The organism is Pseudochrobactrum algeriensis (assembly GCF_018436245.1).
GTDB lineage: Bacteria > Pseudomonadota > Alphaproteobacteria > Rhizobiales > Rhizobiaceae > Pseudochrobactrum > Pseudochrobactrum saccharolyticum.
In genome coordinates, this window is sequence record NZ_CP075361.1 from 3,055,915 (window position 1) to 3,070,361 (window position 14,447).

At 54.6% G+C, this 14,447-nt stretch carries 15 protein-coding genes; 6 read left to right on the top strand and 9 right to left on the bottom strand.

Annotated features, from left to right (window positions below; all coding sequences use genetic code 11):
- Positions 1-117: 117 nt before the first annotated feature.
- Entirely contained in the window at positions 118-474 is a 357-nt protein-coding gene (locus KHQ09_RS16140; protein ID WP_213599269.1) for a DUF488 domain-containing protein, read from the bottom strand.
- A 126-nt stretch (positions 475-600) separates the two neighbouring features.
- On the opposite strand from KHQ09_RS16140, the gene KHQ09_RS16145 reads away from it, so the two are divergent.
- The 3 genes from KHQ09_RS16145 (at position 601) to KHQ09_RS16155 (ending at position 4,629) form a co-directional block, all read left to right on the top strand.
- Positions 601-1,686, top strand: coding sequence for an ABC transporter ATP-binding protein (locus KHQ09_RS16145; protein WP_213599271.1), 1,086 nt, complete (start codon positions 601-603; stop codon positions 1,684-1,686).
- A 112-nt stretch (positions 1,687-1,798) separates the two neighbouring features.
- The gene (locus KHQ09_RS16150; protein WP_022709352.1) at positions 1,799-2,821 is read left to right on the top strand and encodes a Fe(3+) ABC transporter substrate-binding protein; all 1,023 of its coding nucleotides are present in this window, start codon (positions 1,799-1,801) and stop codon (positions 2,819-2,821) included.
- A gap of 155 nt (positions 2,822-2,976) precedes the next feature.
- Entirely contained in the window at positions 2,977-4,629 is a 1,653-nt protein-coding gene (locus KHQ09_RS16155) for an ABC transporter permease (protein ID WP_213599273.1), read from the top strand.
- 1 nt (position 4,630) lies between these two features.
- On the opposite strand, the gene KHQ09_RS16160 is transcribed toward KHQ09_RS16155, so the two are convergent.
- Positions 4,631-5,524, bottom strand: a complete 894-nt coding sequence (locus tag KHQ09_RS16160) for a LysR substrate-binding domain-containing protein (protein WP_213599275.1) — start codon at positions 5,522-5,524, stop codon at positions 4,631-4,633.
- 126 nt (positions 5,525-5,650) lie between these two features.
- Between KHQ09_RS16160 and KHQ09_RS16165 the strand changes: the two genes are divergently transcribed.
- Genes KHQ09_RS16165 through KHQ09_RS16175 form a run of 3 tightly spaced genes read left to right on the top strand, consistent with a single transcriptional unit; the run spans position 5,651 to position 7,915 of the window.
- The gene (locus KHQ09_RS16165) at positions 5,651-6,274 is read left to right on the top strand and encodes a glutathione S-transferase family protein (protein ID WP_213599277.1); all 624 of its coding nucleotides are present in this window, start codon (positions 5,651-5,653) and stop codon (positions 6,272-6,274) included.
- A 40-nt stretch (positions 6,275-6,314) separates the two neighbouring features.
- Entirely contained in the window at positions 6,315-7,355 is a 1,041-nt protein-coding gene (locus tag KHQ09_RS16170) for an LLM class oxidoreductase (protein WP_213599279.1), read from the top strand.
- A 47-nt stretch (positions 7,356-7,402) separates the two neighbouring features.
- Positions 7,403-7,915: a methylated-DNA--[protein]-cysteine S-methyltransferase gene (locus tag KHQ09_RS16175; protein WP_213599224.1), complete on the top strand. Its 513-nt coding sequence runs from the start codon at positions 7,403-7,405 to the stop codon at positions 7,913-7,915.
- Positions 7,916-8,503: 588 nt separating this feature from the next.
- Here KHQ09_RS16175 and KHQ09_RS16180 read toward each other — a convergent pair.
- The 7 genes from KHQ09_RS16180 to trbL form a co-directional block, all read right to left on the bottom strand.
- A complete protein-coding gene (locus KHQ09_RS16180) occupies positions 8,504-9,592 on the bottom strand; it encodes an Abi family protein (protein ID WP_213599281.1) in 1,089 nt (362 codons plus the stop codon).
- 142 nt (positions 9,593-9,734) lie between these two features.
- Positions 9,735-9,920 (bottom strand): hypothetical protein, encoded by a 186-nt coding sequence (locus KHQ09_RS16185; protein WP_213599283.1) that lies wholly within the window; start codon positions 9,918-9,920, stop codon positions 9,735-9,737.
- 118 nt (positions 9,921-10,038) lie between these two features.
- Positions 10,039-10,269 carry a DUF2274 domain-containing protein gene (locus KHQ09_RS16190; RefSeq protein WP_213599285.1) on the bottom strand — a complete coding sequence of 77 codons (231 nt, stop codon included), beginning with the start codon at positions 10,267-10,269 and terminating at the stop codon, positions 10,039-10,041.
- Positions 10,270-10,271: 2 nt separating this feature from the next.
- Complete coding sequence (locus KHQ09_RS16195; protein WP_213599287.1) at positions 10,272-11,405, bottom strand: TraB/TrbI/VirB10 family type IV secretion system protein; 1,134 nt, start codon at positions 11,403-11,405, stop codon at positions 10,272-10,274.
- Entirely contained in the window at positions 11,402-12,400 is a 999-nt protein-coding gene (trbG, locus tag KHQ09_RS16200; RefSeq protein ID WP_213599289.1) for a P-type conjugative transfer protein TrbG, read from the bottom strand. Before trbG ends, KHQ09_RS16195 begins: the two co-directional genes overlap by 4 nt.
- On the bottom strand, positions 12,397-13,086 hold the full coding sequence (gene trbF, locus KHQ09_RS16205) for a conjugal transfer protein TrbF (RefSeq protein WP_213599291.1): 690 nt from the start codon (positions 13,084-13,086) through the stop codon (positions 12,397-12,399). The genes trbG and trbF overlap by 4 nt, the downstream gene beginning before the upstream one ends.
- Positions 13,083-14,444 carry a P-type conjugative transfer protein TrbL gene (gene trbL / locus KHQ09_RS16210; protein ID WP_213599293.1) on the bottom strand — a complete coding sequence of 454 codons (1,362 nt, stop codon included), beginning with the start codon at positions 14,442-14,444 and terminating at the stop codon, positions 13,083-13,085. The genes trbF and trbL overlap by 4 nt, the downstream gene beginning before the upstream one ends.
- Between the last annotated feature and the right edge of the window lie 3 nt (positions 14,445-14,447).

The window sequence follows — 14,447 nt, forward strand, 5'->3', positions numbered from 1 at the left end:
TCTGCTACCGGATATGAGGGCAGAATTACAGATTTCCTGTATTAATTCATTGATTACAATCAATTTTTCATACAAGTCAGAGAACATCCATCAAACTATCGCCGTTTACGGCGCTTGTTACCCGGACAAATAATCTCTGAGAACAATTGCCTGATTATGGTCTGTATCTTTTGCTGAATAAAGCAGCGTAACCGCTCCCTCTGAACAATGCTGCAAAAGCAGTTTCACAGGTTCGGGATTATTCCGCAATTCCTCACGATAGCGCCCGCAGAATATCTGCCAGTTTTCCGGACTGCTTTCCTGATGATGAAACCATTGCCGCAGTTCCGTTGTCGGCGCGACCTCTTTGAGCCACAGATCAAGGGCAGCGTGCTCTTTGCTCATACCGCGTGGCCAGATACGGTCAATCAGCACTCTGAAACCATCATCCGGTGAGACATCTTCGTAAATCCGTTTCACTGTGATTTTCAACATTGCCCGTGCTCCTCCGGCATTGCCAAACATATTCAGGTTTATAGGATAATAAATGTCAGGTTTTTATAGTACAACTCCGGAACCGGTGTTATAGCAAAATCAGAACGGAAACAGGCAGAGTGAACAGTGCATTCAAAAGACCACACCGGACAAAGTGATAACAGACTTGCTGCGTTGGAGGTTTCATCCGTCAGCAGACATTTCGACACCACTGCCGCACTGCAGGATATTTCGCTGTCTGTTGCTTCCGGTGAAATCATCTGTCTTGTCGGCCACTCCGGTTGCGGTAAGACCACTCTGCTGAAGATTATCTCCGGTATTGATACGCCGGACAGCGGGTCGGTTTTCATTAATAATCAGCCTATCGTCAACGGTACGCATTTTATCGAACCGGAGCAACGCCGTGTCGGCGTAGTCTTTCAGAATTACGCCCTGTTCCCGCATCTGACAGTAAAGCAAAATGTCCTGTTCGGCTTGCGGAAAACACCGCGGGCAACAGCCTCGGCCCGTGCCGATGAATTGCTGGCTCTGGTCGGCTTGTCCCATATGGCATCCCGTTATCCGCATATGCTCTCGGGCGGTGAACAACAGCGCGTGGCATTGGCGCGCGCATTGGCTCCGACCCCGGACATTCTGCTGATGGATGAACCCTTTTCCAATCTCGATCAGGGTTTGCGCCAGAAAGTACGCAGTGAAACCATAGCTCTGCTGCGCCAGTTGGGTACCACCGTTATTATCGTGACGCATGATGCCGAAGAGGCTTTGTCTGCCGGAGACCGGATTATCCTGATGAAATCAGGCAAAATCATCCAGCAGGGTACAGCGCATGAAATCTACGACCACCCGAACGGACGTTACGCAGCTGATTTCTTCTGCAGTTTCAACGCTATTCCGGGCACAATCAAAAGCGGGACGATTGAAACTCCGCTCGGCACTTTTCCGGTCAGCAATACAGAGCTCAGCGACGGACCGGTAACAATGTATCTGCGACCTTTCCATATTCTTCCGGTGGCTGGCACAGATAATCTGCAGAACACAACTGAAGGCACAGTGACAGGCCGTCATTTTCTGGGCGAAACTGAAGAACTGCTCATCCGCACCGGTGATCTGCAAACGCCCCTGCGCATCCGCACCTCTCTCCGGTTGCCGGCCAATATTCAGAAAATACATTTGCAGCTTGATACGGACAAAGCGCTCTTCTTCCGCGATTAAACGCACATACAACCTGCTCACAAAGGCTTGACTTGACAGTCAAAGTCAACCAATAGTTGACTTTATTAATCATAATTTCTGTCCATGCAGTTTCAATCATGAAAGAGATACAATGACCAGAACCGGATATGCGCAAGCAGGCTTTGCTCTCGTCCTCGGAACCCTTTTCGCAGGCGCTGCGAATGCAGAGGAAGTCAATATCTATACCACCCGCGAACCGGGTCTGATCCAGCCTCTGCTTGATGCCTTCAAGGCTTCCAGCGGCATTACGGTCAACACTGTATTCCTGAAAGACGGTCTGGCTGAACGCGTTGCTTCTGAAGGTGAAAATTCCCCTGCGGACATTCTGATGACCGTTGATGCAGGTAACCTGATCGACCTGACAGAAAAAGGCCTCACCCAGCCTGTTTCGTCCAAAGTACTGGAAGAAGCCGTTCCGGCGCAGCTGCGCGATGCTAAAGGTGAGTGGTTTGCCCTGTCCATGCGCGCCCGCGTTGTTTACGCCGCCAAGGATCTGGATGTTACCGCTCTGAATTATGAAGATCTGTCCGATCCGAAATGGAAAGGCAAAATCTGTATCCGTGCAGGCCAGCATCCTTACAACACAGCCCTGATCGCCGATTACATCGCCCATTACGGCGCTGAAAAAACCGAAGAATGGCTGAAAGGCGTCAAAGCCAATCTGGCACGTAAAGCGGCCGGTGGTGACCGCGACGGTGCGAAAGACATTGCAGGCGGCATTTGCGATATCGCAGTTGCAAACTCCTACTATGTCGGCCTGATGCGTTCCGGCAAGGGCGGTGAAGAGCAGGTCAAATGGGGTGAAAGCCTCAAAGTCATTCTGCCAACCTTCAAAGAAGGCGGCACACAGGTCAATATCAGCGGTGCGTCCCTTGCTAAACATGCCAAGAACAAAGACGCTGCTGTGAAGCTGCTTGAATATCTGGTTTCCGATGAAGCTCAGAAAATCTATGCGGAAGCCAATTTCGAATATCCGGTTAAAGCCGGTGCGCCGCTCGATCCGATTGTGAAATCCTTCGGTGAACTGACAATCGACAAAACCCCGCTCACAGAAATCGTAAGCCATCGCAAACAGGCCAGTGAACTGGTCGACAAAGTAGGCTTCGACAATTAATAAAAAAGCGCCGCTCTTTATGAATAATGAAGAGCGGCGTTTTTTATATTAAAGCAGTTACAACGACGATTCGTTTCAACTGCAACACTGAGTGAAAGAGCGGTTTTCCGTTTCAGGACAAATCAAAGCCGCTCCGGATAATGGCGAGCCTTAATATGCCAGCATATTCTAAAAGCCGGTTTTTCCGTGCCGGATCTTTATGGCTCTGCCTTTCAGCAGTCAGCGCGTTTCTGGTTTTTCTGCCGGTGCTGGCGCTTGCTTTACAAGCCGCTCAGGGTTCTGACGGTTTATGGTCACATCTTCTGGCCACAACATTACCGGTTGCATTCATTGATACACTCATTCTGCTGACCGGTGTCGGCATTATTGTTGCAATTGTCGGTACATCTGCAGCATGGCTGGTAACAGCCTATGATTTTCGCGGGCGCAAGATTCTGGAATGGGCTTTGCTGCTGCCGCTTGCTGTTCCGACTTACATTATCGCCTATGCCTATCTTGATATTCTGCACCCGATCGGCCCTGTTCAAAGCGCATTACGTGCGCTCTTAGGGTTTGCCAGCCCGCGCGATTTTCGCCTGCCGGATATCCGCTCCATGACCGGCTGCATTCTGCTACTTGGTTTTGTGCTCTATCCTTATGTCTATATTCCGACACGGGCGATGTTCCTTACCCAGTCTTCTTCATTGATTGATGCGGCACGAACTTTAGGCGTCACCCGTAATGCGATTTTCTGGCGTGTGGCTCTGCCAATGGCACGTCCTGCCATTGCCGTCGGCATCAGTCTCGCTTTGATGGAAACACTGAACGATATTGGTGCGGCTGAATTTCTCGGTATCCGCACGCTCACAGTTTCCATTTATACAACATGGGTCACGCGCTCAGACCTGCCGGGAGCTGCACAAATTGCACTGGCGCTTTTGCTGATCGTTGTCTGCCTCGTCTCGCTTGAACGCTGGGCGCGGCGCAAACAGCGTTTTTCATCCAGTGCAAAACGCAGCCAGCAATTCACGCCACATAAAGTCAGCGCAACACGTGGCGGCATTTTCTTTTTGCTGGGGCTTACACCAATCCTGCTCGGTTTTGTCTTTCCGGCTATTTATCTGGCGACTGAAGCATGGAAACGCATACGTTTTGCCGGTATTTCGCCGCGCCTTTATGATGAAATCATCAATACGGTAATACTGGCTTCGGTCGCGACGATCGTTACACTCACCATCGGCCTGATCGTTGCCTATGCAATCCGGCTACGTCCGGGCAATGCCTCGCAATGGTTTTTCCGCTTTTCCACTATGGGCTATGCAGCTCCGGGAACGGTGATTGCGATCGGCGTGCTCATTATCACCGGCGCAGCGGATCGCTTTATCAGCCAGATCGCCATGTCATGGTTTAATATGTCGGTCAGCCTGTTCCTGCTGGGCTCCGGCGCAGCATTGATCTATGCCTATCTGGTACGCTTTCTAGCAATATCCGCCGGTAGTATTGATGCGGGGTTCAACCGTATTCCCGTAACCTATGATCAGGCATCCCGAACATTGGGTGAGACGGCAACCGGCACATTCCGGCACATTCATTTGCCTCTGTCCAAAACAGCGCTCAGTGCAGCTGCATTGCTGGTCTTTGTCGATTGCGTGAAAGAGCTTCCGGCTACTCTGCTGCTGCGCTCTCTCAACATCGAAACACTGGCAACCCATCTTTACGGAGAAGCGGCACGCGGTACCTATGAAGAAGCCTCGATTGCAGCACTGGCAATTGTTGTCATCGGTATCCTGCCGGTCATCGTCTTATCCCGTGTTGGGCGCCGCCTGTAAGCTACCTGCTCTCTGTAGCCGCTTCCTGATGCAGCCACTCAATAAACAGCTTCACAGCAGGTTTTTGTGCATTTTCGGGTAAGGTCAGCACATAATAAGCAAATTGTGTCGGCCAGGGGCGGTCTATGGCAAGAGCAAGACGCCCTGCCGCAATTTCCGGTCTGGCATAAATATCCCGCACAAGAGCAATTCCCTGTCCGGCCTCAGCAGCACGCAATAACAGGAAATCATCATCGAAAGCGGTGCCCCGCTCCACTTCCGGCGTCGGCTCCACACCGCAGGCAGTAAGCCACAAACGCCAGTCAGCACGATCTGAATCCTGCAGCAAAGGATAGGCCAGACAATCTGAAGGCTCATCAATAGCAGGCCCAGAAGCCAGCAATGCAGGACACATCACCGGCACAAGTTCCGGTGCTATCAAAGGCTGCACATCATAAGACGGATAATCACCAAGCCCGTGACGGATCGCTATATCGACACGCCCACCATGCAGGTTGGTTAAACCGGACGACGCCTCAACACGGACTTCAATCTCCGGATTTTGTTCCATAAATTTGCCCAGACGCGGCACCAGCCATGAAGCAGCAAAAGAAGGCAGTGTGCTGACAGTCAAAGTTTGCCGCTCCGTGCTTGCCTCAAGAGCGGCAAGACTCGCTTCAATCTGTGCGAATGCCCGCATCAATGCGGGATAAACACCCGCCCCTGCTTCCGTCAGTTCCACACCATATCGGGTACGCCTGAAAAGCGTTACGCCTGTCCGCTCCTCAAGCAGACGGATTTGCTGGCTTACAGCACCTGACGTTACTCCCATCATCTCAGCTGCACTTTTAATACTGCCCGTGCGTCCGGTCTCGGTAAAAGCCCGTAAAGCCAGCAATGGCAAAACCTTGCCCATAATTTAGTTTTCCTAAACTCAAAAATCAGAATTAATCGTTTTAGAAATACACTATTACCAAATAAATATGTCTTCAGATGATACTACCATAATTTAGATTTTCTAACACATCATCAAAAGGAAAAAATGATTGAACTTTATAGCGATTCATCCCCGAACGGGTTCAAAGCAACCATTGCCCTTGAAGAAACGGGCTTAGACTACACCCTGCATCATATTCAAATTGAACAGGGTGAACACCGCGGTGCGGATTTCCTGAAACTCAATCCGCATGGGCGCATACCTGTCATCACGGATAGTACAACAGGAATAGTGCTGTTTGAATCTGCTGCCATTCTGCTCTACATCGCTGAAAAATCCGACCAGCTCCTGCCAAAATCTTTTTCGGAGCGCTGGCAGGCACTTCAATGGCTGCAATTTCATTCGTCCAGCATGGGACCGATCTTTGGTCAGCGTGTTCATTTCGAAATCTTCGCTGAAACCAAATTAAAGCCCGCTATTACCCGCTACCAAAAACTGACAAACGATATTTATCAGGTGCTCAATCAACGGCTGAGTGACGCTGAATATTTTGCCGGATCAGAATATTCCATTGCGGATATAGCAGCCTTCGGATGGACACATATTGCTCAGATTTGCGGCTTCAGTTTCGATCACTATCCGTACCTAAGCAACTGGCATCAAAAAGTTGCTGCGCGGCCTGCTGTATTGCGCGGCATTGCTTTGCCGCAACCGGCTACCGGTCCCTAGCCTCCATCTGCCAAGTTTTCTATTCCTTGAAAGCCTTATCATGAATAATAATCAGTCTGCTTCAGAAATCACATCCGGTATGTCATCAGAAGCCTTTGCACACCATCCGGGTTACACCCGTATGTTTGCTGCCAATCAACTTACGATTGGCATATTTCTGCCGCTTCGCTTTTATCGAGGCGATATGCGTGTTCTTGAAGGTCAAACTACCCTCGTCAAAGACATTGACCAACGCGGATTTGCTTCCGTCTGGTTACGGGATGTTCCGCTATATGATCCGTCTTTCGGTGATGCCGGCCAGATTTTTGATCCATTCACCTATCTTTCCTATCTTGCCGCACAAACAACCAGAGTTTCACTGGCAACCGGCAGTGCGATTTTCTCCCTGCGCCACCCGATTGATCTCGCCAAAGCAGCAAGCACCATTGACCATTTGTCCGGCGGGCGGCTTGTTCTTGGAATAGCATCAGGCGACAGGCCGGTAGAGTTTCCGGCCTATGGTCTAGATCTGGATACAAGAGCTGAGCGTTTTGCAGAAACGGTCAGCTATTTTCGTCAATTACTGGCAGAAAGCTCACTGCCGATACGCTCGAGTTTGGGAGAACTTGCACAAGCAGAGTTTTTGCCAAAGCCAGCTTATGGACGGATTCCTTTGCTGGTCACAGGATCGAGCCGCCAGACACCTCAATGGATAGCCGAGCATGCGGATGGTTGGCTGACTTATCCGCAACAGACACATACGCAAGAAGGGTCTTTACGTCTGGCACAAAATATCCGTCGCTGGCGCGGTGCAATTCCTGACCGCGGATTTCGTCCACATGTGACCAATGAGTGGCTGGAATTGACGGAAGATCCTGATTTCCCGCGTACACCACTCAATGGCGGCTTTGTTTTGAAAACAGGACGTAAAGGACTGATTGACCTTCTTGGAGAATGGCAGCAAGCCGGAGTTAATCATGCGGCACTTGGTATGCAATTTGCTTCACGTCCGCCATCAGAGATTATACAAGAACTGGCAGAAGAAGTTTTGCCTTTATTTCCTTCGCTTGCTGGCGCTGCACCATCGAGCATAAAGTGGTAGATTGTCACCATTTTATGCATTCAAAATACTCAAGCGGAACATTGCTCATGCCGGTATGTTTTTATTCAGGTTGTATTCGGACGCCTATCGGTGAGCTGACCGTTATTGTGAATGATCAGGGCGCGGTTATGCGCCTTGATTTTGAGAATGACAGTCGTGTTCATTCAGCTACTACACAAATCCCTGTTACACAGCATGATGATGCAGCTGTGCGCCATGTCGCGGAACAGATACATCAGTATTTCGCACGAGAGAGACGTCATTTCGATCTTACACTAGCACCACTTGGCACGCCTTTTCTGAAGGCTGCCTGGCAGGAGCTTGCAAAAGTACCTTATGGTACAGTTGTCACCTATGGTGAACTTGCAGAACGTGCCGGTCATCGCGGCTCTGCCCGTGCCTTTGGCCGCGTGAATGCGATTAATCCGATTTCGATTATTGTTCCCTGCCACCGCGTCATCGGTGCCAATGGTCAGCTAACAGGCTTTAGCGGTGGCCTAGCCAAGAAGGAGGCACTGTTGCGTCTGGAAGGTAGCCTTTATCAGGAACGCTTACTCTAACTGCGTGAGTAGAGCTTCCCCTCATCCCCACTTAAGCGATTGAGGTGAAGCCCCTTATAGCCGTCGCTTGTCTATCGACTTTAGGCAGCACGGTCTGCTGCGAGAACTATGCTTGGTTTAGTAGAGTTATTGTATTTCGGATGTTTTATGAGGGGATTTTGGTTTCGGTTTTGGCTTTGTTCCGTTCGTCGTGCAATCAATATTGTATCGCTTGCTTTTCCTCCTCCGCCTTCCGGTTATGGGGCTGATGAGGTGAGAGCGTATAGAAACCGATTGATTATCGATTTTAGCTCGAACGGGCTGGTCCCGGATGCATTGGCACGCCTATTGGAATGGCGTCTGGATCGTAGCTTTATTGCTTTGAGGGGATTTGGTTGCGGGGGCAGGATTTGTGGTTTTGTATCCCGCTTAGTCGGCTTTGCCTCCTTGCGGGCCCCTGACTAGGCTTAAAATCTACGACCCGTTACCAAAAAAAATCCCGCTCAAAGAGCGGGCTGTTTGTTTGGTTGCGGGGGCACGCAACTACCGATACCGACATTCGCTGCAAGTTACAATCTAACGCGATCCAAGGCGCTTCAAAAGACGCCGTCAATAACGACGGTGTGCGCGTATGATAACGCCCTGCGGAGTACCAGTGGCAGCGTCGATGCCAACAACCATCTTGGTTTGGGGCTGTCTTAGCAAATCGACGGCCACAGCAAAGGCCGCTCCGGCATCAGTGATTTTCATGCCCTGCTGCACGGCCGGATTCTTCAGCACTTCGCTCACGCAATGACCTTTAAAATCCAGCAAGCCCTCGAGTTCTGATGCTTGGTCGGCCAGATACTCCATCGCTTGCCGGTGCGTAAACGCGCCGATAACGGCGCCGCCGTCCAAACAAACAAATGCGCAACAAGATTTTGCACCTGCATCACAAAGAAACAACAGGCTGTCGTCCGGCGCGACAGCGACAAAGTTGACATCTGATCGGCTGGCAAATGTCACCGGGGCCGAAGCAGCTCGACTAGGACGCGCCCGCATTACCAGACTGACGGTTGTATGATGCCTCATCCATGCAGCAGTGACAGCACATCGTAACTCGGTCAGCCGATGCATCTTCGCCAGCAGATCTGGGATATTCATATCGAGAATATGCTCGTGATGGGCAACGCGGTTACGAAGTCTGTTGATCTCCTTCACCAACGTCTGAACCTCGGAGCGCCCATGCCCGTGTGGCAGACCAGGAAACGCTATATTTGCCTTTGTTCTCCAAAGCCCCGCGTAATCGACACGGAAGAGATTCGACCAGAAATCAAAGGTCAGTTCAGCAATCACCTTTCCTCGTGCGTTAGACTTTGCCCGGATGATTGCTCTGTCGAGAGTATCAAGGCTCTGCGCCGTCAGCACTTGGTTCCGAAGCCCCGCATCTTGATGCCAGCTCGTCCCGTGGGACGCGACCAACGCGGCGTCGACTGCATTGCGTAAGGTCACTTCCGTGACACTCAGTGGGAACAGGAGAGATTTAGCAAGGCGGGCGTTGTAGAGATAGAGGGCGAATGCATAATGCTCATCGCCGCCCGCCTTAGCGAGGTAGGTCGCGAACCGCTGCGGCGACAGAGACGCCTTCAAGGCGTCGATCGACTGCGGGTCATAGGCATAGGGAACTTGACTTTCGGCCATCCGTTCTGTATCACTCATTCAATAGCAGTCGAAACGGCCCCACTGGCTTTGCTATGCGCCTTCGACATCCAGATTAAGAGCACCAGGTCGAGCTAGTCTCCACCTGGTGTTTCTGTTTAAGAACAATACTTTCCGTGCGAAAGCAAGGAATGCAGTGATTTCACTTCGGCAAAACGCTGCAGCCCTTGAGTTCAGCCAAGATTCTAATGCGCTTGGTGATGACATCAAGCAGCAAGAACGCGGTCATGAACGCCAGCCCCGCTGCGGTCAGCTTTCCGATGGCCCACAAAAGAACAGCCAGAAATATCATGGCGCGTGCAAAATCTTTCAACAGAACAGCTTGCATTCAAGTCCATTTTTGTAAGAGGTGAATGCACTGATGCAGAAAAATTATCTCTGTCCAAAGCCGAGAATCTCGCAAACCCGTGCCGTTTTCCTTGATTGATATGCCAAGGAAGCTGTTTTTAGATGGGCTGTTTGACGGATCGGCGCGCCTTCGCGAAGCCACGGTCCGTGGCGATGAAACGTCCCAACATTGGCACGATCAGCCGGATGGGATCGGCGGCGGGATGACCACTTTCGCGGGCTAGTACCTCGGCATAGGCGATCAGATCGCGGTGGAGCGCTCCCGGCAATTCCACCGTGACCTTTACGGGTTTGTCTTCAACGAGTGGCCCAAGTTTCAACTTTACCATGATCAATTCCTGTAAGGTTCGAGTAAAAGATCGCTGGTGACAATGACCCTGACCGGGAAGCCGGGCCGGATGGTCAGTGTCGGTGCGACCTGCAACTGGCGTTGGACGATCTGCTGTCCGGCCTGATTGATGGTGTCCTGCGCCCCGTCGCGGATGGCGCGGATCAAGCGATTTTCGTCATCGGTCGCCAGTTCCGTGCCGATGCCCAGCAGCGTGGACAGACCTGCCGCTTTCATCAGATCCCACCAGTGGTAATCGACGCCATCCTCCAGACCGGCATAGCCGGAAACGTCAGCACCGGGCTGGCGCTCCAGCACGATGGAGCGGCCATTGGGCAGGATCAGACGGTTCCAGACCAGCAGCACGCGGCGCTGGCCGAAGGTCACGCCGGCAACGTATTGGCCTATGATGCGTGTGCCCTGCGGGATCAGCAGCAGGCTGCCGGTCGGGCTGTCATAGACGGGCTCCGTAACTTGCGCGGTGATCTGACCGGGCAGATCGGAACGGATGCCGGTAATCATGGCGGCCGGAATCACGGCCCCCGCCTGAAGGATGTAGGGCGATGCTGGCGCCATGATACGATCCGCTGCGACCGTTTGCCGGTCTACCGGCCCGTTGAGAAATGCCGTGTGTCGGTCCTGCGTGGCGGACTGACCGCCAAGGTCAAGGCCAGCAAGGCCCGGCATATTAGAGCCAGGTTTCGTCGCTGATCGCTGCCCCGACTGGAAAAACACGGTACTCAGACGTGCGGCCTCTTCCTCAGCTAGACGGCGCTCCTCTGCCGGATCGGCGGTAGGCGTCAGGATCACGGGCGGCGCGACCGGCTGCCCCCGATTCTGAGCGTCGAGGATCGGACCGCCGAGATCGCCCGGCAACGCCGGCCCCAAGATCGGACCAGTATAGTCGCGCGGCAGACCGGAGAGGCCGTCCGCCGTGGCCCGGTTCTCGGTCGAATAGAGTTCTGCCCCTCCGTCACCAGAGCCGCGTGTTTGAAGCGCGTAGATCAGCGCCCCGCCGATACCGACCAGGGCGACGACCGCAACACTGGCGAGCATCTTGCGGGACAGTCGGGTGACGCGCGGCGGTTCGGCACGCAGGCGCATGGGAGCGGCATTCGTGGTCGTATTCTCGGTCATGACGACGATCCTCCTTTGTCTGCACTCCTCTGTGGCGGCACTACGGCCTGCCGTTGCTCAACGCGGACGATCCTGACGATTTGCTGCTGCTTGCTGCTGCCAAGCCGTAGCTCAGCCGCGCCGAACAGGCGATCCACGATCAAGATGTTCTTATGGATGCGGGAATTAACGATCTGCGGCTCGCCATTTGAGCCCAGAACGAAGATCGGCGGCATTTCGCCCTGCACGATGCCGCGCGGGAAGACGACATAGACGCGACGTCCATCATCGAAGGCGGAGATGGGCCGCCATGCCGGACTGTCTCCGGTCAGGCCGTACCGGTAATTGCGCGCGGTCTCGTCGGGAATGACGGGTGCTGCCGGAACGGTCTGGCGCTGACCTGCCTGTGGTACGGGATAGGCCCAGGCGATGGCGGGCATATAGAGCGCCTCGTGAGAACGCAATTCTATCATGTAGGTGCGGCGGTCGGTCGTCACGACGAGATTGGTCGCGATGTCGGGGCGGGTCGGTTTGACGAGGATATGGACGCGGCGGGTCGCGCCACTGCCACTCTCGGTGTCGCCGATGATCCAGCGGGCGGTGTCACCGGCCGCGATCGGCCCCGCGCCGGTCAGGCTCTCGCCGGGCTCCAGGGTAATGCTGGTGATCTGACCGGGCGCGGCATAGACCTGATAGAGTGCGCCTTCGGACCACGGATAGATCTGAATGGAATTGTAATAGCCCTCGCGGCGCGGCTCGACGCGCGCGGCGGTATTGGCGCTTTCAACACGGCCAGAGGGTGTTCCAGCGGTTTGTCCACCGCGCGCCACCGTCCAGGCCGGGGGCGTATGGAGCGGGCGCGGCCGATCATCGGTTACAGCGGCTTGCACCACGGGCAGCGGGGGCACGTCGGCGTCGTAGCTGAACTGCGGCGTCTTGTTGGTGGCGCAACCGGCGAGCACGGTGGCGGACAGGAGCAAGACGGCCAAGGTTGGTTTACGGAACACCTGTGTCATTGGCTCATCTCCCGCGACCACGAGATAGCATTGACGTAGATGCCAAGCGGATTGGCTTTGAGTCTTTCAGCGTCACGCGGCGTCTGGATCACGATGGTCAGGATCGCGGTCCATCGTTCGGTAGTTGAGAGCTGGCCATTCTCGTAATGCCGTTCGATCCAGGCCACACGGAAGGAACCCGGTGAAGCACGGATGACGCTCGATACTTCGACAGCGATCTGTTGACGTCCGACCTTGGTGAACGGGTCATTGGCGCGGGCATGATCGTTGAGCGCCGCCGCCCCGCGATCCGTTGTCCATTCGTAGGCGCGAAGCCAGTTCTGGCGGACGATGATGGCATCGGCGGGGATCGCGCGAACCTGCTCGATGAAGCGGCCGAGATGCCATGCGATCTGCGGGTCGGTCGGGAGATAATCAGCCACAGCTGGAGCAACGGTCTGAGCCTGGCCGAGATTATCGACCTGCACCACCCATGGCACGACAGTTCCCCGCGCCGACTGTAGGACAAGGGCGGCGGCGAAACCTGCCGACAGGATCAGCGAGCCGAAGGCCATATAGCGCCAGTTTTTCGCCTGAACTCGGGCCGAGCCGATGCGCTCGTCCCAGACCTGTGCGGCCTTTTTGTAAGGTGTCTCGGGTTCCGGCGACTTGCCGTAATGCGTCGACGGGCGCTTGAAAATACTCATGAGCGGTCACTTTCGGATAGATTAATAGTTGATCCGGAGCCACGGCTGTCGCCTGAACGCACGGTATGGGCGGCCATGGTCACGCCTTGATTGACACTCGGACCGCGCTGCATGCGCTGCGCCCAGGCGGGCGAACTGCCGGTCGGGAACAATGATGCGGAGGCCGGCGCAGCGCTTGAACCGCTAACCGTGCCTGCGGTAGATGTGCCGCCTGTCGCGCCGAAACTCGCGCGTGCACCGTCGCTGAAACTGGACTTGACGCTCTGGCTGGCGCGGGATGCCGCGCGCTTGAGGGGCGAGACGGCAGCCGAGCCGGCTGCGCGCGCGACACCCCCAACACCGGATGCAACACCTGATGCGCCGGTCTGGCCGAGCGAGCCAAGACTATAGGCAGCCGATGTCGCACCCGCAGCGGCTGCGCCCCCGCGAACGGCCGCGGCTCCACCAGACAAGGCGGCAGCACCACCCTTTGCGGCCATTCCAGCCGCAGCGCCACCAGCCAGAACCATGCCGCCTGCCGCAAGGCCCGTGCTGACAGCCGCGCCTGCACCAAGTTGTGGCCCGCCGCTGACAAGACCGGACGCGATGCCGGGACCAAAAATGCCGAGGCCGAGAAGGGACAGCGCGGCCAGCACAATCGCCATGGCGTCATCGATGCTCGGGGTTGCGCCGCCAAAACCCACCGTGAACTGGCTAAACAAGGTCGAGCCGATGCCGATGATGATGGCAAGCACCAGCACCTTGATGCCAGAGGAGACGACGTTACCCAAGACACGCTCGGCCAAGAAGGCGGTCTTACCGAACAGGCCGAACGGGATCAGCACGAAACCGGCGAGCGTCGTTAGCTTGAACTCGATCAGCGTGACGAAAAGCTGCACGGCCAGAATGAAAAAGGCAAGGATGACCAGTGCCCAAGCGAACATCAAGCAGGCGATCTGAATGAAGTTCTCGAAAAACGACCAGTAGCCCATCAGGTCGGAGATGGAATCGAGCAGCGGTCGACCCGCGTCGAGACCGGTCTGCGCCACTTTGCCGGGGCGCATCAGATCGGCGGCGCTGAAACTTGTCCCTGACGCCTGAAGGCCGAGACCGGCGAAGCTGTCGAAGATGATCTGCGCCAGACTGTTCCAGTTGCCAATGAGGTAGGCGAAGACGCCAACAAACAACGTCTTCTTGACCAACCGTGCGATGATGTCGTCATCTGCGCCCCAGCTCCAGAATAGCGCCGCCAGCGTCACGTCGATGACGATCAGTGTCGTGGCGATGAAGGCAACCTCGCCGCCGAGCAGGCCGAAGCCGGAATCTATGTAGCTGGTGAAAACACCCAGAAATGAATCGATGACGCCGGTGCCGCCCATGGA